Raw genomic sequence first — 22817 nt, forward strand, 5'->3', positions numbered from 1 at the left:
GGCTTAGCGTGTGCTCAGCGGATGCCGATATCCGCAAGAGCGGCCGACAATTCGTGGGGCAGGGCGTCTTCGTCCGGTTTGGCACGCGTGAGGTCACCGGGCACATCGCCGTCTTTCAGATAGCGCCAGCCCTGGAACGGGCGGCGTGGCACGCCTTGGGTACGAATCACCTCGGGCTCCATGACGATGCCGCAGCGGCGAATGCCGTCCTCTCCGATGACCTCATCCAGTCGCAGAATCCGTTGCCGGGCCAGGATCATACCCTTGATCACCCAATAGAGCGATCCGCCGTCCAGAAGGGCGGCGTCCTGTTTCGGCCACATGCGGGTGACGTGGCGCGACAGGGGCTCGGTTCCGGCGGCGCGGCGGGCTGCCTGCCAGGTTTCCAGGTCCTCAACCGAATCTGCGCCGACGCAGAGTTTTACAAGATGTATGGGATTTCCCACTTTTGACCCCAATATATTGTGGTATTTGCGACTCAGGCTACGCGGAATTGTCGCAAAGGGCAATTGACCGGTGCGGCCAAGGTGGCCTATTCAGGACGCCCCGTCCACGCCGTACAGGAATCGTATCATGAGCCGTTTCGCCGCCCCCATTGCCGAGCAAATCTGGGACATGAAATACCGTTTCAAGGACGCCGAGGGCGCGCCAATCGACCAGAGCGTTGAAGACAGCTGGCGGCGCATCGCCCGGTCGCTGAGCGCGGCGGAGCCGGAGCAGGAAGATGCGTTTTATGACGCGCTGGATGATTTCAAATTCCTGCCCGCAGGCCGGATCACCGCCGGGGCTGGGACCGAGCGCAACGTGACGCTGTTCAACTGCTTCGTGATGGGCACGATCCCCGACAGCATGGGCGGCATTTTCGACATGTTGAAAGAGGCCGCGCTCACGATGCAGCAGGGCGGTGGCATCGGGTATGATTTTTCGACCATCCGGCCCAAGGGTGCGGATGTGTTAGGGGTTGCCGCAGATGCCTCGGGGCCGCTGAGCTTCATGGATGTCTGGGACGCGATGTGCCGCACGATCATGAGCGCGGGCAGCCGTCGGGGCGCGATGATGGCGACGATGCGCTGCGACCACCCGGATATCGAGGATTTCATTACCGCCAAGCAGGACGCCGCGCGGCTGCGCATGTTCAACCTGTCGGTTCTGATCACCGACGATTTCATGCAGGCGGTGAAGGACGATGCATCGTGGGAGCTGAAGTTCAAGGACCGCGTCTATCACACCGTTGAGGCGCGCGATCTGTGGTACAAAATCATGCGCGCGACCTATGATTTCGCCGAACCCGGTGTGATTTTCATCGACCGTATCAACCAGATGAACAACCTGGCCTATTGCGAGCAGATTGCGGCGACCAACCCTTGTGGCGAGCAGCCGCTGCCGCCCTATGGCGCCTGTCTGCTGGGGTCGATCAACTTGGCGCGACTGGTTGCCGAACCGTTCGAGGCCGCCGCCCACCTGGACATCGACGCGCTGGACAAGCTGGTGCGCACGGCCGTGCGGATGATGGACAACGTGGTCGACGCCAGCCGCTTTCCGTTGGAAGCACAGCGGCAGGAAGCGCAGGCGAAACGGCGTATCGGGCTTGGGGTCACGGGGCTTGCGGACGCGCTGTTGATGTTGGGCCTGCGTTATGGCTCGGACGAGGCTGCGGCCCAGACCGAGGCCTGGATGAAAGCGATCGCGCGGGCGTCCTACCTGGCGTCGGTCGATCTGGCCAAAGAAAAGGGCCCGTTCCCGTTGTTTGACGCCGAGGCCTATCTTGCCTCCGGGTCGCTGACCCATATGGATGACGACGTGCGCGAGGCGATCCGCGAACATGGAATTCGCAACGCTCTGCTGACGTCGATTGCGCCGACCGGCACGATCAGCCTCTATGCAGGCAACGTCAGTTCCGGGATCGAACCGGTGTTTGCCTATGCCTACACCCGCAAGGTGTTGCAAAAGGACGGGTCGCGTACCGAGGAAGAGGTCGTGGATTATGCGGTTCAGATGTGGCGCGACAAGTTCGGCGACCGGGACCTGCCCGCGCATTTCGTGAACGCGCAGACGCTTGCCCCGACCGATCACGTAAAGATGCAGGCGGCGGCGCAGAAATGGATCGACAGCTCGATTTCCAAGACGATCAACTGCCCGGAAGATATCAGCTTTGAAGATTTCCAGGACGTGTACATTCAGGCGTGGGAGAGCGGCTGCAAGGGCTGCACGACCTATCGCCCGAATGATGTGACCGGCAGCGTGCTGGCGGTGTCTGAAAGCAGCGAAACGACCCCCGCCGAGACCCCGGCACAGGTCGATCAGGACGCCGAAGTCATCTACATGTCCGAGCCGCTGGACCGGCCGCAATCGCTTGAGGGGCATACCTATAAGCTGAAGTGGCCCGACAGCGAACATGCGATCTACATCACCGTGAATGACATCCTGCATGGCGGGCATCGGCGCCCGTTTGAGGTGTTCATCAACTCCAAGAACATGGAGCACTACGCCTGGACTCTGGCGTTGACGCGGATGATCTCGGCGGTGTTCCGGCGCGGCGGTGACGTGTCTTTCGTGGTCGAAGAGCTGAAAGCGGTGTTCGATCCGCGGGGCGGCGCCTGGGTGCAGGGGAAATACATCCCCTCCATTCTGGCCGCGATCGGTGGCGTGATCGAACGCCACATGATCGCAACCGGCTTCATCGAAGGCGAAGGCATGGGGTTGAAGTCCGACCCGCAGGCCGAGGTGGTGAACCTGGGCGCCCCACGCGGCCCGGCCTGCCCCAGCTGTGGTCAATACGACATGCGGATGGTCGAAGGCTGCATGACTTGTGCCAGCTGCGGTCATTCGAAATGTGGCTGACGCCATATCTTGGGGTAACACTTTCGTAACCCCATAGGCGCAAGGTGATCCGACCCGCTCCTGTTGCCGTGTTGCACTAGGCCAAGCTCTGGTTATTGCCTAGGGTGGTGCGGCTGGGGGGCATTCAGATTCGGATTATCCATGCGTCCTTTCCTCCTTGCGGTCGTCGCACTTCTCTCTCTCCTTGCTGCACCGGTTAATGCCGGTGACAAAGTCACGCTTGGCTTCGGCGGGATTTTCAACAACGACTTTTTCGGAGACAATCAGGACCGCTGGCGCACCGGCGCCTATGTCGTCAACTGGATGCGCGGCCCCGAGGGCACCACCGCCCGCGGTGGGATCGGTGACGTGTGGGAGATCCGTTTTGGCAGCGCGATCATCGCGCCCGCGAACCTGGTCAACCCGGCGCCAGGGGATCGTCGCTGGGTCGGCATGTTGTCGGTCGGGCTGCACAGCCACGCCGAAATCGGCGGCACGGAATTGAGTGCTGGGATTGACCTGGTCGCAACGGGGCCACAAACCGGGCTGGCTTCCTTCCAAGACACTGCCCACGATATATTGGGCATGACGCCACCATCGCCCGCCGTGATTGCCAACCAGATTCCGAACGCCTTTCACCCCACCGCGCTGATCGAGGCCGGGCGTCCCTTGACGTTGTCGGACAATGTCACCCTGCGACCGTTTCTTGAGGCGCAAGGCGGGGTCGAAACCTTCGTGCGGGCCGGGGGTGATCTGTTGGTCGGATCCGGGTTCACCTCGGGCATTCTGGTGCGGGATGTGACAACTGGGCAACTGTATCAAGGCGCTGGGCGCTCCTCTGACACTGGGCTTTCCCTGTTGCTGGGTGGCGATGTGGCCCATGTTTGGGACAGTGCCTATCTGCCTGCCGCAGATGGATACCAGTTGACCGACGCCCGGGCGCGGGCGCGGGCTGGCCTTTATTGGCAAGGCAAAAAGGCATCGATCTTCTATGGCGTGACCTGGCTTGGACGCGAGTTTCAGGCACAGCCCGAAGGACAAGTTCTTGGCTCGCTCAACCTGCAACTGGATTTCTGAGCGACATTTTGACTCTACGGAAAGGTTAACAAGACTCTTTTCCAGATGAAGGTCACGTGCTAACCTGCGGGTAATAAAAAAACAAAACGAGCAGGCATACAGGTATGAAGACGGGCTTAACAGGCACGTTTGTCATCTCTTGGTCGCAGACAGAAGTGGACGGTTTAACCGGGGCGCCGAGATCGGCGTTAGGCGTTGGCGCAAGCTGGCGCTGGAAGGGTAAGCCCGTGCGGGTGGACGGCCCACCCGAAGTGCTGCTTTTGGAACGGGCCAGCGGAGAGGCAGACCTTCGCAGACGCGCGGCGCGCACGGTGCACAAACTGGTGGGCGCGGCGATCAACCCGACGCGATCCCTTGATCAGGTCGAGGTGGACGAACCCCTTCTGAACGTTGGGTTCGAGGTCACCGACGGGCGGCGCAGCTACACAATTACAGTGATCGATATTTCACCAGATCAACCGCCGCTGTTGATGTTTTTGGGTGATGTTCCGCCCTCGGACACGGATCTTTGGGTGGTGCAGGCGATGATGGAGACCGGTCAGGTGAACCGGATGACCGATCAGCCGACCGGCGTGATCTGCTTCACCCCTGGCACACGTATCCGCACGCCAGATGGTGAGATGCTGGTGGAACACTTGTCCGAAGGGGACCGGATCCAGACCAAGGATGACGGCACGCAAGAGGTCCTTTGGATCGGCCAGCGCCGGATCTCTGGCGCGCGGCTTTACGCGATGCCGGAACTGCGCCCGGTGCGCTTGCGCGGCGGGGCCTTGGGCCATGACCGCCCGGATGGCGATCTGGTCGTATCGCCGCAACATCGCATGTTGGTACGCGGCGCCAAGGCGCGCGCGTTGTTCAACACCGACGAAGTCCTTGTGGCGGCCCAGGATCTGATCGACGACCGCCGCGTGCATCTGGATCATTCGCTTCGTGAGGTGACATACTATCACCTGCTGCTGGAACGGCATGAGGTCGTCTGGGCCAACGGGCTGGAAACCGAAAGCTTCCATCCGGCCAATACGGCGCTGGAGACGGTCGAGCCGGATCAGCGGGCGCGGCTTTTGTCGATGTTCCCCGATCTGGACTATGACCCGTCGGTCTATGGCGACTATGCACGCCGGATGCTGACGGCCCCAGAGGCCGCCATTTTGCAGTCCAAGGTCGCCTAGATCAACGGTTCAGGGTCACGCTGCGCCACGAGTTGAACTCGTGGCCGGATGCGGTGCCGTTCACGTGCATGATCCCGAACATGCTGTCCACACCTGGGATCAGCAGGCGGTAATTGAAAGTCATCTCGACACCATTGACCACGGCAGTCGAGGTGCCAAGAAGCCGTGCCATTTGGTCGTTCGGGCAGCCCATCAGCAGCTCGACATCCGTATCTGTTAGAACGGGATCAGGCACCGCTGCCATGCCCGGCATGTCTGGACGCCCTTCAAAAACCCAGCGCGGCTCATCCGCCCAGAAGGCCATGACGGGTTCCTGCGCTTCAGGGTGGTCGATCTCAAGCACCCCGTCAGGATGTGAGATGATGCTGACCCGTTCGACCGCCCCGTCACCCGGATAAGGGATCACCATCGCTCCCGACTTCACGAAGCCAGACAGGTGTTCGATCGTCCACGATCCCTCCATCTGTTCCGACATTTCGACCCATCGTTCCTCGACCCCCAGCGCGCAGGCCGGGTCCTGTTGCGCCAGGCCAGCGCCTGGCGCGACGCAAGCTGCAGTAGAAAGAAAGAAACGAAGCAGATTGAACATGAGGGGCCTCCTGTGGACCGCGGCTTTCTGAAAGCCCAATGTGGCAGCCAGATGCAGGTTGGTAAAGGGTGGGCATAAGAGCCTTGACTCCCCGTCCTTCACCGCTATAAGCGCGGCTTCATTGGTGTTGGTGGCTCCCGCAAGGGAACGCCTGTCACGTCGGCAAATACCGGCGAGAGGACAACGCCCTTCGAAACCTGAACGAAGGAGATCAGCCGTGACCAAACGCACGTCTGCCAAGTACAAAATTGACCGCCGGATGGGTGAAAACATCTGGGGTCGTCCGAAATCCCCCGTCAACCGTCGTGAATATGGCCCCGGCCAGCACGGTCAGCGCCGCAAGGGCAAGCTGTCGGACTTCGGTCTGCAGCTGCGCGCCAAGCAGAAGCTGAAGGGCTACTACGGCGACCTGACGGAAAAGCAATTCCGCCGCATCTATGGTGAAGCCGAGCGCGTCAAAGGCGACACCGGTGAAAACCTGATCGGTCTGCTGGAGCGTCGCCTGGACGCCGTTGTCTACCGCGCCAAGTTCGTGCCGACCGTGTTCGCTGCGCGTCAGTTCGTGAACCACGGCCACGTGAAAGTGAACGGCAAGCGGGTCAACATCCCCTCCTACCGCGTGAAGGAAGGCGACGTGATCGAAGTTCGTGATCGTTCCAAGCAGCTGGCTGTCGTGATCGAAGCCGTGGCGCTGGCCGAGCGTGATGTGCCGGACTACATCGACGTCGACCACTCGAAAATGACCGCCACCTTCACCCGCACGCCCACCCTGGGCGACGTGCCGTACCCGGTGATGATGGAACCGAACCTGGTCGTCGAATTCTACGCGAAGAACTAAGCGTCTTCGCCTGCGAGATTTGCGAAAGGGCTGCCTTCGGGCGGCCCTTTTTGCGTTTCCCTACCCGGTGCGACCGTAAAAAGTCATCCGGGCCTCTTCCGACAGCGCCACGCCGGGTTGGCCGTTATAGGCCAGAACCGCCAGCATCCGGGTGCGGTCGCCTTCGTTCGGGGCAACTCGGTGCATCGAATTTCGGCCGCGGAAAAAGACCAGGGTGCCCGCGTCCACGTTCAGCTCCTGAACCGGGGTTTGGCCGTCCAGAATGCCTTCGACGGCATCAAAGTTCATCTCGCCCGCGTCCGCGTCGCGCACTCCAGTGACATATTCAAACTGCCCGCCCTGTTCCGGCGGCTGCACCATCAGGGTGATCGAAAAGGACGAATTGTCGAAATGCCAACCCAGCTCTTGCCCCTTTTCGGCGAAATGCAGGTTGATCGACGACAAGGGGTCTGCGTATTCGAAAAGCTCTTCTTCCCCCAGCACCGCACACAGAAAATCGCGAAACTCCGGTGCGTCATACAGCGTTCTGAGCGCCGAGGTTTCTGGCACGCGGTCATCGGTCAGGCAGCCCTTTGAGCTGGTCACCAGCCTGTTGCGCGGGTGATCTTTGGCAAACGCCGGATCGGGGCGGCTGAGGTAGACCGTGTGTTGTTCGGTCTTCGCATAGACATCCGCGCGCCGGGCCAGCCCTTCGTCGCGCACTGAATTGATCGCGGCCTTGGTGGCAAAACCTGGCATGACCAGCACGCCCTCGACATCGAACGCCTTGCGGCAGCTTGTGCGAAAATCCGGGTCGGAAATGGGGAAGTTTGCAAGGTCGACGATCTGGTCAAGGCGCATGGCATCCTCCGGCGGCATTAAGCGTGTCGGGCGAACGAAACCGCATTCCGGGTCGGTCGGCAAGGGGCTAAAGGGGCAGGGGGCGGTTTTCGGCAATCGCTTCCATCGCGAAATAGCTGGTAACGCTGTCCAGTTCGACGCCCTCGATCAGCCGTTGATAGACCCGGTCATAGCTGCCCATGTCCTGCGTCACGACCTTCAACTGGTAGTCATAATCGCCCCCGATCCGGTGGAAATCGACAACCTCGGGAATGGTCAGAACGTGGCGGCGAAAGGTGGTCAGCCATTCGGCCGAATGGTGGCGGGTGCGCAGCATCACGAAGACCACCAGATCCAGCCCCAGTGCCTGACGGTTCACCTGCGCACGCGATCCCTGCAAGATCCCTTGGGCGGTCAGCGCCTGCAACCGGCGCCAGCAGGCGTTTTGCGACAGGCCGACACGGTCCGCCAGTTCGCGCTGTGACAGGCTTGCGTCCTTTTGCAGTTCGGCCAGAAGAGCGCGGTCGATATGATCTGGATTTTTACTCATGCATCGATCGTATGACACAAAAAGAGGCAAAAGTCAGGGTAAAAAGGTGGAATTTTCGCGGGCCGCTTGTGTCACTTTGCAAGAAAGGAGACACCACATGACCCTCGCCGCCTTTCGCACCGCGCTTGCGACCGAAACCGCCCTTGACGACCTAGCCGCCGGGCTGATCGGCGAAGGCGTGATGATCCCCGGCCCTCAAGGTGATGTGCCCTTGGTCTATGCCGACTATGTCGCCTCGGGCCGCGCCCTGCGACAGGTCGAGGGCTTCATCGCCACCGAAGTTCTGCCGTATTACGCCAATTCGCACACCGAGGCATCTTATTGCGGGGCGTTGATTACACAGATGCGGGCCGAGGCACGGGCCGAGATCGCCCGTCTGGTCGGTGCAACCGAGGCGCATGAGGTGATCTTTGCGGGCTCGGGCGCCACTGCAGGGCTGAACCGCCTGGTGCATCTTCTGGGCGTCGAGGGGGCGCGCAAGCCTGTGGTTTTCATCGGGCCGTATGAACATCACTCCAACATCCTACCCTGGCGCGAAAGCCGGGCCGAGGTGATCGAAATCCCCGAAGGCCCCGATGGAGGCCCGGATCTGGCGGTGCTTGAGGCCGCTCTAGTGGCGCATGCGGACGCCGACCTGAAGATCGGAAGCTTTTCGGCCGCGTCGAACGTGACCGGGGTGGTGACCGACCCGGCACCGGTTCTGGCCGTGCTCAAGGCGCATGACGCGGTGTCGGTATGGGATTATGCGGGCGGCGGGCCGTATCTGCCGATCAACATGGCTACCGGTATGGATGCCATCGTCGTGTCACCACACAAGTTTCCCGGCGGGCCGGGGGCGTCGGGCGTGTTCGTTGTGAACCGCGCGGTTGTGCGCCAGACCTGCCCCAGCTGGCCGGGTGGCGGCACGGTCAGCTTCGTGTCGCCGTGGCGGCATGACTATATCGACGACCTGGCGGCACGCGAAGAGGCCGGCACGCCGAACGTGATCGGCGACATCCGCGCCGCATTGGCCTTTTTGGTGAAAGACGCGGTTGGCGACGCCGAGATTGCCCGCCGCGAGGCACGGTTCAACGACATGGCGCTGGCCGCCTGGGGCGCCAACCCGCAGATGACAATTCTGGGCGCGGCGCAGGGGCATCGCCTGCCGATCTTTTCGTTGCTGGTGCGCGACCAGCGTGGTGCGCCGGTGTCGCCGCAACTGTTCACCCGGCTGCTGAGCGACATCTATGGCATCCAGGCGCGGGGCGGCTGTGCCTGCGCGGGCCCCTATGGTCACCGGCTTCTGGGCATCGGGCGTGAGGAGAGCGAGGCCATTCACACCGCTCTAGCCGCCGGTGAGATGGTCGAAAAACCGGGCTGGACCCGGCTCAATTTCAGTTATCTGATGGATGAGGAGCGGGTGCGCTATATCCTCGACAGTGTGACCGCGCTGATCCGCGATCTGGACCGCTGGACGCCACTTTACGACTTCGATCCGGCCACCGGGCAATATGCGCAGGGCAAAACCGCAGCTTGACCTGCGCCCGAAACCCCACAACCCGCATCTATCGCAGCACGAGGGAGTTTCACGCTTTTCCCACGCGGTTCCGGTCTGTATGACGGGCGCCATCAAGGAGCCCTGACGATGACGAAGATCCAGCCACAGCCCGGCATTCTGGACATCGCCCCCTATGTCGGGGGTCAATCCAAGATCGACGGCGTGACCGAGGTGGTCAAGCTCAGCTCGAACGAGAACCCGTTCGGCCCCAGTGACAAGGCGATCGAGGCTTTCCGCCGGGCGGGCCACGACCTGCATCGGTATCCCGGCACCGACCACCGCGCGCTGCGCGAGGCGATTGGTGACGTGCACGCCCTGGACCCGGCGCGCATCATTTGCGGTGTTGGGTCGGATGAGATCATCACCTTCCTGTGTCAAGCCTATGCCGGTCCGGGGGATGAGGTCATCCACACCGAACACGGCTTTTCGATGTATCGGATTTCCACCCTGGCTGCGGGCGCGACCCCGGTTCAGGTGCCGGAAACCGACCGCGTGGTCGATGTCGATGCGATCCTGGCGGGCTGCACGGATCGCACCCGGTTGGTGTTCATCGCCAACCCCGGCAACCCGACCGGCACGATGGTCAGCGAGCGTGAGCTGCGTCGCCTGGCGCGGTCCTTGCCCGAGCGGGCTCTTCTGGTACTGGATGGCGCCTATGCTGAGTTTGTCGACGGGTTCGACGGTGGCGCGGCCCTTGTCAAACCGCGCGGTAACGTGGTGATGACGCGCACCTTTTCCAAGCTATACGGGCTGGGCGGGCTGCGCGTGGGCTGGGGCTATGGCCCGACCGATGTGATCGACGCGCTGAACCGCATTCGCGGACCGTTCAACCTGTCCGAACCACAGCTGGCCACCGCCGAGGCGGCGCTGCGGGATCGCGCTTTCGCACAGAAATGCTTCTCGGAAAACGCCCGCCTGCGCGTTTGGCTGCGTGACGCGCTGATCGAACAGGGGCTGGAGGTGGACGAGAGCCATGCCAATTTCGTACTGGCGCGTTTTGCCGACGCGGCCGAGGCCGAAGCCTGCGACGAGTTTTTGAAAAGTCAGGGCCTTCTGGTGCGCCGGGTGGGCGGCTATGGCTTCCCCAACGCGTTGCGCATCACCGTGGGCGATGAAAGCGGATGCCGCCGGGTCGTGCATGCGATCGGCCAGTTCAAAGGGGTAGGGGGGTGAGCGTGGTCTACAATCGTGTGGCCCTGATCGGGCTGGGTCTGATCGCGGGCTCGATGTCACTGGCGATGCGTCGCACCGGGCTGGCGGGCGAAATCGTCGGCACCGCGCGGTCTGCCGACACCCGCGACGTGGCGCGCGAAATCGGCTTGGTGGACCGCGTGGTCGATACCGCCGCCGAGGCGGTTGTGGGCGCCGATCTGGTCGTGCTTGCCGTTCCTGTGGGCGCGATGGAGGCGGTCAGCAAGGAGATCGCCCCGCACCTTGCGCCGGGCGCCACCGTGACCGACGTGGGGTCGGTCAAACGCGCGGTGATCGACGCGGTTGGCCCGCAAATCCCCGACGGCGTGCATTTCATTCCCGGTCACCCGCTGGCAGGCACGGAGCATTCCGGCCCGCGTTCGGGCTTTGCCGAGCTGTTCGACAACCGCTGGTGCCTTCTGGTGCCGACCCCCGGCACCGATCCCGCCGCAACCGCCCGCCTGCGCGCGCTGTGGGAAGGCATGGGGTCCAATGTCGATGAGATGGACGCCGATCACCACGACCTGGTGCTGGCGGTGACCAGTCACACGCCACACCTGATCGCCTATACGATGGTGGGCGTTGCCGACGATCTGCGCCGGGTGACGGACAGCGAAGTCATCAAGTATTCCGCCGCCGGGTTTCGCGATTTCACCCGGATTGCGGCCAGTGATCCGACGATGTGGCGCGACGTGTTTCTGAACAACAAGGACGCGACCTTGGAAATTCTGGGCCGTTTCACCGAAGAGCTGTTTGCGCTGCAACGCGCGATTCGCACCGGGGATGGCGACGCGTTGCACGATTATTTCACCCACACCCGCGCGATCCGCCGCAGCATTATCGAAGCCGGGCAGGACACGGACGAACCCGATTTCGGCCGGGGGAGTAAGGCGGAGTGACCCGACTTTGGGTCATCGGTCTGGCGCTGGCGCTGGCGATGCCGGCCTTTGCGAACGCGCCGCGCACCTCGCTGCACCCGGTGCCGCGCCCCGGTGCGCAGGCAGCACCTTCGGTGACCACCGCTGCCGCAATCACCACGTCCCGCCGTCCGATCCGGCGCCCCAATGTGGCGCCTGTTGCCACGCCCGTTGCCACCCCCGTGGTCACGCTGGCCGCCGTGGCGAGGTCTCCGCGTCCGATGAAACGCCCGGCAAATATGGCCCGTGCACGCAGCAGTGCCGCGCAACCGGTGCGCGCCTCTGCGCGTGGCTCGATTTGTGGTGTGCGCCAGATCCAGGGGCAGGATATCGCCCGCGTGCCCGGCAAGATTTCGGGCTGCGGCATTGCCAACCCGGTGCGTGTCACCTCGGTCGCAGGCGTGCCCCTGTCACAGGCGGCGGTGATGGATTGCGGCACGGCGAAGGCTTTGAACAGCTGGGTTGAACGCGGGGTGAAACCTGCGGTCGGCCGGCTGGGGGGCGGCGTGGCGCGGGTGAACGTGATCGCGCATTACGCCTGCCGGACCCGCAACAACAAACCCGGTGGAAAGATCAGCGAACACGGCAAAGGCCGCGCGGTGGACATCTCAGGCGTGACGTTGAAGAACGGCGCGACGCTGGGGGTGCTGAAAGGCTGGCGCGACCCGGTGCAAGGCAAGGTTCTGAAGGCGATGCATGCGGCGGCCTGCGGGCCGTTCGGCACCGTGCTGGGGCCGAATGCGGACCGGTATCACCAGGACCATCTGCACCTGGACACCGCACGCTATCGCAGCGGATCCTATTGTCGATAAGGCCCTAGCGAATGACGATGCGGGGTGCTGCCCCCACCGGGAATGGACCCAGATAGACGCGCCCGTTCTTCAGGCTCAGCGGCGCATCCAGCGTTTCGGGGTCGCCCGACAGGCCGGACAGGAAGGTCAGCGCGGAAATCACAGTGCTTTCCATCGCTGCCGGCAACAGCCCCGAGACGCGCGCGATCGCCACCATCTCGCGCCAGTTCTTTGCTTTCACCGTGATCTCTCCGGTCGGCACGCCGTCCGCGTCCACGTCCATCGCGCCAGCCATCCACAGGTCCAGATCGCCCCAGTCGGCTTTCAACAATTGCAGATCCAGCCGGGTGACTTGGGGGCGCGCGCGTTCGATTGCGAACCGGTCCCAGGGCGCGTCGAAACTCACGGTTGCCTCGATGCTCATCCCGTCGATGACCGGTGGCAAAAGCGCGTCCTGCTCAAGGCTTTGCACGAAGGACGACGCGGGGGTGAACCCTGTGGCCGAGAAGTTCAGGTCATACGTATTCACCCCGCCCACAGCCTGCCGTGTCGCCAGCTGGGCCGCCTTGAGCGACGAGGTCCAGCCCTCGCTGGAGGCAAGCTCCATGCGCTCCATCACGATCGAGGAGCGGTTGAGCGGCAGGCTGGTGTCCACGTCCAGAACCACCGATCCGCGCATGTCGGCGGTGGTGATCTTGATCCGCTGGTTCGGCGTGGCCAGGGTTTGGGTATCGGGCCAAACGGCGATCACGTGATGCGGGCTGTAAGACAGTGACAGGATCTGAAACCAGGGTGCGGCCCAGGCCAGGCCGGTGTCCGGGTCGGCCAGTTCCAGCCCTTCGATCGTGGTGTCAAACCGGTTGGGAAACCCGTTGGTGTCCAGCGCGCTGTATTCCGCGACCCAGCCTTCGCCCTGCCGATCTGCGATCCAGGTCTTCAACGCCTTTTCCATCGCACTGGCCCCGATGAGCCAATAGGCACCCCAGATCACGGCCAGAACCGTCGCGATAACCAACAACTTGCGCATGGCGCCTCTTTCCTATCGTGCTTGATCGGTGTTTACAGGGGCGTGTTTAAAGCGGACGGGCAACAAGGACCAGACGGATGAGCCAGCAAGACCTTTGGGTGTTCGGATACGGATCACTGATGTGGCACCCGGGATTTGCCCATGTGGAAACGACGGTCGCGACCCTGCCGGGGTATTGGCGCAGCTTCTGCATGCGCTCGATCCATCATCGCGGTAGCGTCGCGGCACCTGGGTTGGTGCTGGCGCTGGACGAACACGCCGGGGCGCAATGCCAGGGGTTGGCCTTTCGCGTCTGCCCCGACAGTCATGACGAAACCCTCAGCGCGCTGCGCGAACGCGAATTGGTGTCCTCGGCCTATCTGGAAAAAGAGCTGGAGATCACTCTGGCCGATGGGCGCTATGTGCGCGCCGTGACTTACGTGATCGACCCGCATCACGAACAATACTGCACCCTGGAACTGGACGAACAGGCGCGGATCATTTCGACCGCCGTGGGTGGACGGGGGCCGAATGACGAATACCTCTACAACACCGCCGATCACCTGGCCGAACTGGGGATCGAGGATGGCGATCTGACCTGGTTGTCACGCGAAGTGCGCCGGCTGAACGCATAGGGCTTGGCAGGGCGCGCCTCTGCCCTTAACCTCACCCCAACAAGAATTGCGACAGGGGTGTCCGGGATGGACCAGCCGGATCGCAGCCCACAGGGGGCCGAGCCGTTTTTCACAAGACCCAGACGTCAGATCGTTCTGATGCTGTTCGTGCTTGGCCTTGTCGGGGTCGGGGGCTTCTTCGCGCTGCCCAGCGTGATGCCGGTGTTTCTGGCGAACCTCTACCTGAACGCCTTCATCCTGTTTGTCTTCGTTATCGGGCTTCTGGCTTGTTTCTGGCAGGTTTGGCAGATCTTCACCTCGGTCGGCTGGATCGAGGGGTTTGCCGAGGAACGCACCGGGCATGATCTGACCCAGGCGCCACGTCTGCTGGCGCCACTGGCAGCCCTGCTCAGATCGCGGGGCGCACGGATGCAGATCGGCGCGGCCTCATCGCGTTCCATTCTGGATTCGGTCGCCACCCGGATCGACGAAGCCCGCGACATCACGCGATATATCACCAACTTGTTGATATTCTTGGGCCTTCTTGGCACGTTCTTTGGCCTGGCCACGACTGTTCCTGCGGTGGTGGAAACCATCCGATCGCTCGCGCCGTCCGAGGGCGAAGGCGGCGTCGAGGTTTTCAACCGCCTGATGACCGGGCTTGAGGCGCAGCTGGGTGGCATGGGCACGGCGTTCTCGTCCTCGCTTCTGGGGCTCGCGGGTTCACTGGTCGTGGGACTGTTGGAATTGTTCGCTGGCCACGGGCAGAACCGGTTCTACCGCGAGCTTGAGGAATGGCTGTCTACCATCACCAAACTGGGCTTTGCCCCCGGTGATGGCGAAGCCGGAGATGCCGGTATGGCCGGTGCCTTGGCCGCGCATATGTCCGAGCAAATGGACGGGCTTCAAGCGCTACTGGCCCAATCTGAAACGGCGCGTGCCGAGGTCGACGATCGTCTGGGCCGTTTGGCCGCCGGGGTTGAGACTATGGCCAGCCGGATTGTAGATGAAAGCAGCGCCGCACCGATCCTAACCCGCATAGCCGACGGGCAGGAGCGGATGATCGCGCTGATGGAAACCCGCGAGGAAGACGGCGGCACCGGCACGGATGCCGAAAGCCGGATGCGCCTGCGTTCGATCGACGTGCAGCTTTTGCGTATTCTGGAAGAGATGTCGGCAGGGCGACAGGAAAGCCTGGCCGAACTGCGCATGGACATCGCGAAGCTGACCAAGGCGTTGCGCCAGTCCGGAAGGGGTTGAGCCATGGCGCTGACGCGGCGAAGCGTGAACCGCATGGCGGGCTCGATCTGGCCCGGTTTCGTTGATGCGATGACCGCGCTTTTGCTGGTGCTGATGTTCGTGTTGACCATTTTCATGGTGGTGCAATTCGTCCTGCGCGAAACCATTTCCGGCCAGGCGACTGAATTGGATGCACTGTCGGCGCAGGTCGCCGAACTGGCCGACGCGCTGGGCCTGGAACGCAATCGCGCGGCGGCACTGCAGGACGAGGTCGGGCAGCTGGACGCCACGCTGGCAGCCGCGCGCAATGCGGCCGAGGCTCAGGATGCGCTGATCGCGACCCTCTCGGCCACGCTGACAACTCAGGAGGGCGAACTGGCCGAGCGGGCGGCGCGGATTACGTCATTCGAGGCGCAGGTGGCCACACTTCTGGCCGAACGTGATACGGCACGCGACGAAGGCGCGGTTCTGTCGGTCACCTTGGCTGAGCTGGAGGCCGATCAAGCCCGTTTGATCACCGAACAAGAGGCGCTGAACCTGGCGCTGGCGCGGGCGCGTGATGAGATTGACGAAAGCGCCGAGGCCGCGCGTCTGGCCGCTGCCAAACGCGAGGCGTTGGAGGCTTTGGTTGCCGATCTGGAACGCAACGTGGCTGCGCGCGATACCTCGCTTGCCGCCGCCCTTGCACGGCTGGACAACAGCGCGGCCACCCTGGCTGACACCCAAGCGACGTTGGACGAGACAGAGGCGGCGCGGTTGGCGGAATTGGCTGCCGCTGAGGCACTGCGCATCCGGTTGGCCGAGGTCGAAACGACGTTGAGCGACGCGGAGGCCGAGCGGCTGGCGGAACTGGCCGCTGCCGAAGCCCTGCGCGAAAAGTTGAAATCGGCGGATGACGAATTGACGGCAATGACCCTGGCGCTGGAACAACAGCGCAAGCAGGCCGAAGACACGCTGACCCTGCTGGCCGCCGCCCAGGCTTCGCAAGGCGATGTGGACACGCAATTGCAGACGGCGCTGAGCGAGGCCGAGAAGAACGCCGCCCTTTTGGCCGTTGCCAATACGGCGTTGTCTCAGGAACAGGCGACCTCGGCCGAGGCGGCGCGCAAGGTGACCCTGTTGAACGAACAGGTCGCCAGTCTGCGCGCGCAGCTGGGCGCGTTGCAGGCCATTCTGGACGAGTCCGATGCGCGCGACGTGGCTTCTCAGGTGCAGATCGAAGCGCTGGGCGGGCGGTTGAACGCGGCCCTGGCACAGGTCGCCGCCGAGGAGCGCAAACGCGCCGAGCTTGAGGCTGCCGAACGCAAGCGGCTTGAGGCGGAGGCCAAGGAATTGGCCACGTATCGGTCCGAGTTCTTCGGCAAGATGCGGGCAGTTCTGGCGGACCGCGAGGGCGTGCGCATCGTCGGCGACCGCTTCGTGTTTTCCTCCGAAGTTCTATTTGAACCGGGGCAGGCCACGCTCGCCCCGGAAGGTCGCGCGCAAATCGCCAAGGTCGCCACGCTTTTGTCCGAGGTCGCCGATCAGATTCCGCCGGAGGTCGACTGGATCATCCGCGTGGATGGCCACACTGACAACCTGCCGCTGTCGGGCACTGGAGAATTTCGCAACAATTGGGAATTGTCGCAGGGACGGGCCCTGTCGGTGGTGGAATACATGACCAGCGCGTTGGGCTTTCCACCGACGCGCCTGGCCGCGACCGGGTTCGGGGAATACCAGCCGGTCAACGCGGCCGACACCCCCGCCGCGCGGGCGCAGAACCGGCGGATCGAGTTGAAACTGACCGAACGCTAAGGCGCGGCTATCAGCGTTGTGGTGACGGTGATCCGGTCAAGCAAAGCGCCCGCCCGGAAAAGTTCAACATGTCCGGTGTAGTCCCCGGCCATGCGGTTGTCGACATGCAGTTTGCGACCCGTTGCACGCATTGCCTGCGCCTGCGCCTTGTCCAGCGTGATCCTTTTGTCCGAAAAGGTGCCGGCGGGTCCCTCGATCGTCATGTGCAGGACGTCACCTGCGCGACCGCCAAAGAGGTGCCCCCACAGAACCAGGCCCGGGGCATCGGCGGGCAATCGGGGGGCATGCGCCTTGCCGAATTTCACCAGATCATAACCCGGAACGCCGAAGCTGAACCCGGCCTGGATCAACCCACCGGGCACATAGTTGGGCGGGGTTTGCCACAGCTGGTCATCACCCACTTCACCACAAGTGGTAATCGCATCGGTGTTGAACGGGTCGACAACCTGACCCTCGTGACGCACGGACAGGTGCAGGTGCGGAAACTGCGTATTGCCGGACATGCCGGTCAGGCCCAGCTCGGCCCCCATGCCGACGCGCTGGCCTTGCCGGACCGTGACGCTGCCGTTTTTCAGGTGGCAATATTGGGTTTCCCACCCGCCGCCATGGTCGATGACGACACCATTGCCGCAGTCTTGCCCGTCGGGGAAGTCGGCAGTTGTGGAAAACCAGCTGTCCGACACACCGTCGCGCGTGCCTTTCACGACACCGGGGGCGGCGGCCAGCACCGCCACGCCGTCCAACGCGTCCATGTGCGAGGGAAGGGCAAAATCCGTGCCTTTGTGACCGTCATAGGACATCAGGCCGCAGGTGAAATCCGCGGCCCCCGGCCCACCGTCGGCATCGACGAAGTTTTGGATGAAACAAGTGTCACCAAGGGTGCAATCGATCGGCAGCCCCAGCAAAGGGTCGCGCGCCGCCGCGGGGGACGCGGCGGCGGCAAGGATCACAACGGCCCAGAGGGCGCGCATCAATCGGCTGTCAGAAGCGGCGGTTTTTTCTTCGATGCGATCCGGGTCTTTTCGGGCTCTTCAATGCGCAGGTCCAGCTCGCCAGCCTTCACGCCGACCTTGACCACGCCGCCCTTGGCGAGTTTGCCAAACAGCAGCTCCTCGGCCAGCGGTTTCTTGATATGCTCCTGGATCACGCGGCCCAGCGGGCGGGCGCCCATCTTGCTGTCATACCCTCTGTCGGCGATCCATTCCGCCGCCGCGCGGGTCAGTTCGATATGCACGCCACGGTCCAACAACTGGGCCTCAAGCTGCAGCACGAATTTCTCGACGACCTGCAAGATCACCTCTTTGCCAAGCGGTGCAAAGCTGATCACCGCATCCAGACGGTTGCGGAATTCCGGCGTGAAGGTCCGTTCGATCGCGGCCGTGTCTTCGCCCTCGCGCCGATCGCGGCCAAAGCCGATCGCCTCTTTCGCCTGCTCGGCAGCACCTGCGTTCGAGGTCATGATCAGAACCACGTTGCGGAAGCTGACGGTGCGCCCGTTGTGGTCGGTCAACTCGCCGTGGTCCATCACCTGCAACAGGATGTTGAACACATCCGGGTGCGCCTTTTCGATCTCGTCCAGCAGCAGCACGCAATGCGGGTGCTGGTCGACGCCATCGGTCAGCAAACCGCCCTGGTCAAAGCCGACATAGCCGGGGGGCGCGCCGATCAGGCGCGAGACAGCGTGTTTCTCCATGTATTCCGACATGTCAAAGCGCAGAAGCTCGACGCCCAGATTGTCCGACAGCTGCTTGGCGACTTCGGTCTTGCCAACGCCGGTGGGGCCAGCAAACAGGTAGTTGCCGATCGGCTTTTCCGGTTCGCGCAGGCCCGCACGGGCCAGTTTGATGGCCGAGGACAGCGCCTCGATCGCCTTGTCCTGACCGAAGACGACGCGTTTGAGCGCCTTTTCAAGGTCACGCAAGGTTTCGGCATCATCCTTCGACACGGATTTCGGCGGGATGCGGGCGATCTTGGCCACGACAGCCTCGATTTCCTTCTGGCCGATGCTTTTGCGCCGTTTCGACGCGACCACCAGGTGCTGTGCGGCGCCCGCTTCGTCGATCACGTCGATCGCCTTATCGGGCAGCTTGCGGTCGTTGATGTACCGGTCCGACAGCTCCACCGCCGACTTGATCGCGTCGCCGGTGTATTTCACGCCGTGGTGTTCTTCGAAATAGGGTTTCAGCCCCTTCAGGATCTTCACCGCATCATCGACCGAAGGTTCGTTCACGTCGATCTTCTGGAATCGGCGCGACAGGGCGCGGTCCTTTTCGAAATGCTGGCGGAATTCCTTGTAGGTGGTGGAGCCCATGCAGCGCAGCTTGCCGCCCTGAAGCGCAGGCTTCAAAAGGTTGGAAGCATCCATTGCCCCGCCGGACGTGGCGCCGGCGCCGATCACGGTGTGGATTTCGTCGATGAACAGCACCGCGTCGGGGTGTTCTTCAAGCTCGGTCATCACCGCCTTCAGCCGCTCTTCGAAATCGCCGCGATATCGGGTTCCGGCCAGAAGCGCGCCCATGTCGAGCGAATAGATCGTGGTTTCCGACAGGATCTCGGGCGTTTCGCCGCGCACGATCCGGTCAGCCAGGCCTTCGGCAATCGCCGTCTTGCCGACACCGGGGTCGCCGACCAGAAGCGGGTTGTTCTTGCGGCGGCGGCACAGGACCTGGATGCAGCGCTCAACCTCACTGTCGCGACCGATCAGGGGGTCGATATCGCCCTCACGTGCTTTGACGTTCAGGTCAACGCAGTATTTCGCCAACGCGGTTTCTTTCGCCTCTTCCTCGACATCGTCGATGCCGTCGTCGAACTCGGGCGTGCCCGACACCGGGCGTGCATCGCCAAAGGACGGGTCCTTGGCCACGCCGTGGGCGATGTAGTTTACCGCGTCATAGCGGGTCATGTCCTGTTCTTGCAGGAAGAAGGCCGCGTTCGATTCGCGTTCTGCAAAAATGGCGACCAGCACGTTGGCGCCGGTCACTTCGGTGCGGCCTGAGCTTTGCACATGGATCGCAGCGCGTTGGATCACGCGCTGGAACGCGGCGGTCGGCACGCTTTCCGATCCGTCGATGTCGGTGATCAGCGTCGTCAATTCTTCGTCGACGAATTCGACCAAGGTGGCGCGCAAGGCGTCAAGGTCGACCGAGCACGCTTGCATCACGCGGGCGGCGTCGGGTTCGTCGATCAGGGCAAGCAGCAGGTGTTCCAGTGTCGCAAGTTCATGCTTGCGTTCATTGGCCAGCGCGAGCGCCTGGTGGATGGCTGTTTCCAGCGTTGTCGAAAAGGATGGCACTTTTCTCGCTCCTCGTTCATGGGTCGCGCAGGGTGGGTCTGCTGCAACCGTGGCCTCATATGTTTAAGGTTCGGTTTTCCGGGCGGTTCTTCAAGCCCTTTTTGGTCAATTTTCACTCACGTTGCCCGGAGCGGGACTAAAACCGGTCCTTTCTGGCGCGAATTTCGGCAAAGACGGCGGTGTCTGTCGCGTCTGACATGCCCAGGCTTGCCTTCATCTTTGGCAAATGGGCGCGCAGAAACGGGTTGGTGGCCTTTTCCAGCGACAAAAGCGACGGCACCGTGGCCTTGGAGGCGGCGCGGGCCACCTCGATATCGCGTGCGCGCTGTATCAGGGCTGGGTTGTCAGGGTCTACACTCAGGGCAAATCGCGCATTCGCCGCGGTGTATTCGTGTCCGGAACAGACTTGGGTATCGTCGGGCAGGGATGCAAGGGCTGACAGTGAATGCCGCATCTGCGTCGGGGTGCCTTCGAACAGGCGGCCACATCCCAGTGCCATCAGGCTGTCGCCGGTAAACACTGCACGGGCGTCGGGGATGTGAAAGGCGATGTGGCCCACGGTGTGCCCCGACACGTCCAGCACATCCACCTGGTGTCCGGCGAAGTCGAAGCTGTCGCCATCGCCCAGTTCCAGGTCCAGCGGTGGCAGGCGATGCGCGTCCGCGGCGGCCCCGATCACCTTGGCGCCGGTTTCTTTGCGCAGTTCTTCAACCCCATCGATGTGGTCGTCGTGATGGTGGGTGATCAGGATATGCGACAACCGCCAGCCGCGCTCTTCCAGTTCGGCCTGAATCGGCCAGCTTTCGGGGACGTCTGCAACAGCGGTTTCACCGGTGTCGCTGTCATGCAGCAGGAAGGCGTAATTGTCGGCCAGGCAGGGGATGGTGACGAGGGTCAGGGTCATGGGGGCTCCGTTTCTTTCACCCCACTGTTGCCCATTGGCGCGCGAGCCTCAATAGTGGGGCCATGAACAAAGCCGGGGAACAACCGCATTCCAATGCGCAGGCAGGGCAGGACGGGCGCATGTTTGCGCCGTCGGCTGCGCGCAATGTCGCGCCGATCATTGAAGCGATGACGCCTTTCCTGCCCGATACGGGCTATGCCTTGGAACTGGCCAGCGGCACAGGCGAACATGTGATCGCCTTTGCGGACGCTTTTCCCGAGATTGTCTGGCAGCCGACCGATATTCAGGTCGACCGCCTGATCAGCATCGACGCCTGGCGCGCTGTGGCAGGCGCACAGAACATGCGCATGGCGCAGATGCTCAATGCCGCGCGCGACGACTGGCAGGCGGGGGCGTTTGACGTGGTGGTGACGGTGAACCTGCTGCACCTGATCGCAAAGACCGAGGCACAGAACGTGATCCGGGGCGTGGCGCGGGCCTTGCAACCCGGTGGGCGGTGGCTGGTTTACGGCCCGTTTCGCAGTGACGGCGGGTTCCGTAGCGATGGCGACATGGCGTTTGACGCCAGCCTGCGCGGGCATGACAGCGCGATCGGCTATAAGGACATTGAATGGGTTCAGTCTGAACTGGAGGCGGCTGGTCTTGCGCGCGTGGCTCTGGTTGAGATGCCGGCCAACAACCTGATTCTGGTGGCCCAGGCCCCCGTGACATGATGTGACGTGACGGGTGATGGACCTTTTGCCCGGATGCAGTAGTCTTTCCTGAAAAGGGACCCGGAACCACATGCATCTGGACGTGCAGGATCTTCGTAACTTCTATTACCGCAGCACGCTGGGTCGTGCGGCGCAGAAAGCGGTGCGCGATCAGGTGAAACAATTCTGGCCCGAGGCGAAGGGGCAGACCGTCGCCGGTTTCGGGTTTGCCGTGCCGCTGCTGCGCCCCTATCTGGGGCAGGCGCGGCGGGTGATCGGCCTGATGCCGGCACCGCAGGGGGTGATGCCCTGGCCGCCGGGGCGGCCGAATGTTTCGGCCCTGGTCGAAGATACGCTGTGGCCGCTGGATACCGGGATCGTCGACAAGCTGGTGCTGATGCACGGGCTTGAGACGTCCGAGACCCCTTCGATCCTTCTGGACGAATGTTACCGCGTGCTGGGGCCGGGGGGGCGGGCGCTTTTCATCGTGCCGAACCGGGCCGGGCTGTGGTCGCGATCAGATGCGACGCCGTTTGGATACGGGCGGCCCTACAGCTCGGGGCAGTTGGAGCAGCAGCTGAAAGAACATGGTTTCATCACGGAACGTCAGGTCTCGGCGCTGTATCAGCCGCCGTCGTCAAAGCGATTCTGGCTGAAAACCGGCCCAATGTGGGAACGCATCGGCACCCGCACCCCGATCGTGATGGCAGGCGGTGTGATTCTGATTGAGGCGACGAAACAGATTCCCGCCCCGCGCCGCCCCGGTCTGGCGCAGGCGGTGAAACGGCCGCTCAGGGTGTTGGACGGTCTGGGCCAACCGGTGCCAAAACCGGTCGGCGGGTAGGTTCGGCTGGGAGAATGGGTAAATCGGTATGCGATTGCATGCAAAAAGAATCAAAGCGATTCTGTGCCTGGAAAGGGCATTATTTCCCACGGGGAAAGGGGCATACGGTCGCGCCAGCTCAAAGCGCCTGAAAA

21 protein-coding genes are annotated in these 22817 nt (G+C 62.9%); 13 read left to right on the forward strand and 8 right to left on the reverse strand.

Going from position 1 to position 22817, the window contains the following annotated elements; translation table 11 throughout:
• Nucleotides 1–14: 14 nt before the first annotated feature.
• Entirely contained in the window at nt 15–446 is a 432-nt protein-coding gene (locus tag MN188_RS14455; RefSeq protein ID WP_242109908.1) for a DUF1489 family protein, read from the reverse strand.
• Nucleotides 447–573: 127 nt separating this feature from the next.
• Between MN188_RS14455 and MN188_RS14460 the strand changes: the two genes are divergently transcribed.
• The 3 genes from MN188_RS14460 (at nt 574) to MN188_RS14470 (ending at nt 5066) form a co-directional block, all read left to right on the forward strand.
• Nucleotides 574–2841, forward strand: coding sequence for an adenosylcobalamin-dependent ribonucleoside-diphosphate reductase (locus MN188_RS14460; RefSeq protein ID WP_242109909.1), 2268 nt, complete (start codon nt 574–576; stop codon nt 2839–2841).
• 141 nt (nt 2842–2982) lie between these two features.
• Complete coding sequence (locus MN188_RS14465) at nt 2983–3897, forward strand: lipid A-modifier LpxR family protein (RefSeq protein WP_242109910.1); 915 nt, start codon at nt 2983–2985, stop codon at nt 3895–3897.
• Between the two features lie 104 nt (nt 3898–4001).
• Nucleotides 4002–5066, forward strand: coding sequence for a Hint domain-containing protein (locus MN188_RS14470; RefSeq protein WP_242109912.1), 1065 nt, complete (start codon nt 4002–4004; stop codon nt 5064–5066).
• A 1-nt stretch (nt 5067) separates the two neighbouring features.
• Here MN188_RS14470 and MN188_RS14475 read toward each other — a convergent pair whose 3' ends face one another.
• Nucleotides 5068–5655: a hypothetical protein gene (locus MN188_RS14475; RefSeq protein WP_242109913.1), complete on the reverse strand. Its 588-nt coding sequence runs from the start codon at nt 5653–5655 to the stop codon at nt 5068–5070.
• Between the two features lie 217 nt (nt 5656–5872).
• Between MN188_RS14475 and rpsD the strand changes: the two genes are divergently transcribed.
• Nucleotides 5873–6493, forward strand: coding sequence for a 30S ribosomal protein S4 (gene rpsD / locus MN188_RS14480; protein ID WP_242109914.1), 621 nt, complete (start codon nt 5873–5875; stop codon nt 6491–6493).
• Nucleotides 6494–6553: 60 nt separating this feature from the next.
• Here the strand turns inward: rpsD and MN188_RS14485 are convergent, their stop codons facing one another.
• Nucleotides 6554–7333: a 2OG-Fe(II) oxygenase gene (locus MN188_RS14485; protein WP_242109915.1), complete on the reverse strand. Its 780-nt coding sequence runs from the start codon at nt 7331–7333 to the stop codon at nt 6554–6556.
• 67 nt (nt 7334–7400) lie between these two features.
• A complete protein-coding gene (locus MN188_RS14490) occupies nt 7401–7862 on the reverse strand; it encodes an Lrp/AsnC family transcriptional regulator (RefSeq protein WP_242109916.1) in 462 nt (153 codons plus the stop codon).
• Between the two features lie 97 nt (nt 7863–7959).
• Here MN188_RS14490 and MN188_RS14495 point away from each other — a divergent pair, with 97 nt between their 5' ends.
• From MN188_RS14495 to MN188_RS14510, 4 genes are all read left to right on the forward strand, one after another.
• Nucleotides 7960–9378 (forward strand): aminotransferase class V-fold PLP-dependent enzyme, encoded by a 1419-nt coding sequence (locus tag MN188_RS14495; RefSeq protein WP_242109917.1) that lies wholly within the window; start codon nt 7960–7962, stop codon nt 9376–9378.
• A 108-nt stretch (nt 9379–9486) separates the two neighbouring features.
• On the forward strand, nt 9487–10572 hold the full coding sequence (gene hisC / locus MN188_RS14500) for a histidinol-phosphate transaminase (protein ID WP_242109918.1): 1086 nt from the start codon (nt 9487–9489) through the stop codon (nt 10570–10572).
• Nucleotides 10521–11489 (forward strand): prephenate/arogenate dehydrogenase family protein, encoded by a 969-nt coding sequence (locus tag MN188_RS14505; protein WP_275116216.1) that lies wholly within the window; start codon nt 10521–10523, stop codon nt 11487–11489. Before hisC ends, MN188_RS14505 begins: the two co-directional genes overlap by 52 nt.
• Nucleotides 11486–12319, forward strand: a complete 834-nt coding sequence (locus MN188_RS14510) for an extensin-like domain-containing protein (protein WP_242109920.1) — start codon at nt 11486–11488, stop codon at nt 12317–12319. The genes MN188_RS14505 and MN188_RS14510 overlap by 4 nt, the downstream gene beginning before the upstream one ends.
• A gap of 4 nt (nt 12320–12323) precedes the next feature.
• Here MN188_RS14510 and MN188_RS14515 read toward each other — a convergent pair whose 3' ends face one another.
• Nucleotides 12324–13325: a DUF2125 domain-containing protein gene (locus MN188_RS14515; RefSeq protein ID WP_242109922.1), complete on the reverse strand. Its 1002-nt coding sequence runs from the start codon at nt 13323–13325 to the stop codon at nt 12324–12326.
• A gap of 77 nt (nt 13326–13402) precedes the next feature.
• Between MN188_RS14515 and MN188_RS14520 the strand changes: the two genes are divergently transcribed.
• The 3 genes from MN188_RS14520 to MN188_RS14530 all read left to right on the forward strand — a co-directional run bounded on the left by MN188_RS14520 (nt 13403) and on the right by MN188_RS14530 (nt 16951).
• On the forward strand, nt 13403–13939 hold the full coding sequence (locus tag MN188_RS14520; protein ID WP_242109923.1) for a gamma-glutamylcyclotransferase: 537 nt from the start codon (nt 13403–13405) through the stop codon (nt 13937–13939).
• Nucleotides 13940–14005: 66 nt separating this feature from the next.
• Nucleotides 14006–15178, forward strand: coding sequence for a biopolymer transporter ExbB (locus MN188_RS14525; protein WP_242109924.1), 1173 nt, complete (start codon nt 14006–14008; stop codon nt 15176–15178).
• Nucleotides 15179–15181: 3 nt separating this feature from the next.
• Entirely contained in the window at nt 15182–16951 is a 1770-nt protein-coding gene (locus MN188_RS14530) for a peptidoglycan -binding protein (protein WP_242109925.1), read from the forward strand.
• Here MN188_RS14530 and MN188_RS14535 read toward each other — a convergent pair.
• The 3 genes from MN188_RS14535 to gloB form a co-directional block, all read right to left on the reverse strand.
• Nucleotides 16948–17922, reverse strand: coding sequence for a M23 family metallopeptidase (locus tag MN188_RS14535; protein WP_242109926.1), 975 nt, complete (start codon nt 17920–17922; stop codon nt 16948–16950). The genes MN188_RS14530 and MN188_RS14535 overlap by 4 nt on opposite strands.
• On the reverse strand, nt 17922–20243 hold the full coding sequence (clpA, locus tag MN188_RS14540) for an ATP-dependent Clp protease ATP-binding subunit ClpA (RefSeq protein ID WP_242109927.1): 2322 nt from the start codon (nt 20241–20243) through the stop codon (nt 17922–17924). Before clpA ends, MN188_RS14535 begins: the two co-directional genes overlap by 1 nt.
• Nucleotides 20244–20379: 136 nt before the next feature.
• A complete protein-coding gene (gene gloB / locus MN188_RS14545) occupies nt 20380–21147 on the reverse strand; it encodes a hydroxyacylglutathione hydrolase (protein ID WP_242109928.1) in 768 nt (255 codons plus the stop codon).
• A 62-nt stretch (nt 21148–21209) separates the two neighbouring features.
• On the opposite strand from gloB, the gene MN188_RS14550 reads away from it, so the two are divergent.
• A complete protein-coding gene (locus tag MN188_RS14550) occupies nt 21210–21860 on the forward strand; it encodes a DUF938 domain-containing protein (protein ID WP_242109929.1) in 651 nt (216 codons plus the stop codon).
• A 70-nt stretch (nt 21861–21930) separates the two neighbouring features.
• Nucleotides 21931–22683 carry a class I SAM-dependent methyltransferase gene (locus MN188_RS14555; protein ID WP_242109931.1) on the forward strand — a complete coding sequence of 251 codons (753 nt, stop codon included), beginning with the start codon at nt 21931–21933 and terminating at the stop codon, nt 22681–22683.
• Nucleotides 22684–22817 lie beyond the last annotated feature (134 nt).

The organism is Aliiroseovarius subalbicans (assembly GCF_022678625.1).
GTDB lineage: Bacteria > Pseudomonadota > Alphaproteobacteria > Rhodobacterales > Rhodobacteraceae > Aliiroseovarius_A > Aliiroseovarius_A subalbicans.

What these genes read in the sequence shown, in the direction of transcription:
- MN188_RS14555 (WP_242109931.1), top strand. Translation starts at nt 21,931, where the DNA reads ATGCATCTGGACGTGCAGGATCTTCGTAACTTCTATTACCGCAGCACG.
- MN188_RS14505 (WP_275116216.1), top strand. Translation starts at nt 10,521, where the DNA reads ATGCCGCCGGGTCGTGCATGCGATCGGCCAGTTCAAAGGGGTAGGGGG.
- MN188_RS14460 (WP_242109909.1), top strand. Translation starts at nt 574, where the DNA reads ATGAGCCGTTTCGCCGCCCCCATTGCCGAGCAAATCTGGGACATGAAA.
- MN188_RS14515 (WP_242109922.1), bottom strand. Translation starts at nt 13,325, where the DNA reads ATGCGCAAGTTGTTGGTTATCGCGACGGTTCTGGCCGTGATCTGGGGT.
- MN188_RS14490 (WP_242109916.1), bottom strand. Translation starts at nt 7,862, where the DNA reads ATGAGTAAAAATCCAGATCATATCGACCGCGCTCTTCTGGCCGAACTG.
- MN188_RS14470 (WP_242109912.1), top strand. Translation starts at nt 4,002, where the DNA reads ATGAAGACGGGCTTAACAGGCACGTTTGTCATCTCTTGGTCGCAGACA.
- MN188_RS14535 (WP_242109926.1), bottom strand. Translation starts at nt 17,922, where the DNA reads ATGCGCGCCCTCTGGGCCGTTGTGATCCTTGCCGCCGCCGCGTCCCCC.
- MN188_RS14525 (WP_242109924.1), top strand. Translation starts at nt 14,006, where the DNA reads ATGGACCAGCCGGATCGCAGCCCACAGGGGGCCGAGCCGTTTTTCACA.
- hisC (WP_242109918.1), top strand. Translation starts at nt 9,487, where the DNA reads ATGACGAAGATCCAGCCACAGCCCGGCATTCTGGACATCGCCCCCTAT.
- gloB (WP_242109928.1), bottom strand. Translation starts at nt 21,147, where the DNA reads ATGACCCTGACCCTCGTCACCATCCCCTGCCTGGCCGACAATTACGCC.
- MN188_RS14530 (WP_242109925.1), top strand. Translation starts at nt 15,182, where the DNA reads ATGGCGCTGACGCGGCGAAGCGTGAACCGCATGGCGGGCTCGATCTGG.
- MN188_RS14485 (WP_242109915.1), bottom strand. Translation starts at nt 7,333, where the DNA reads ATGCGCCTTGACCAGATCGTCGACCTTGCAAACTTCCCCATTTCCGAC.
- MN188_RS14475 (WP_242109913.1), bottom strand. Translation starts at nt 5,655, where the DNA reads ATGTTCAATCTGCTTCGTTTCTTTCTTTCTACTGCAGCTTGCGTCGCG.
- MN188_RS14550 (WP_242109929.1), top strand. Translation starts at nt 21,210, where the DNA reads ATGAACAAAGCCGGGGAACAACCGCATTCCAATGCGCAGGCAGGGCAG.
- MN188_RS14465 (WP_242109910.1), top strand. Translation starts at nt 2,983, where the DNA reads ATGCGTCCTTTCCTCCTTGCGGTCGTCGCACTTCTCTCTCTCCTTGCT.
- MN188_RS14495 (WP_242109917.1), top strand. Translation starts at nt 7,960, where the DNA reads ATGACCCTCGCCGCCTTTCGCACCGCGCTTGCGACCGAAACCGCCCTT.
- MN188_RS14520 (WP_242109923.1), top strand. Translation starts at nt 13,403, where the DNA reads ATGAGCCAGCAAGACCTTTGGGTGTTCGGATACGGATCACTGATGTGG.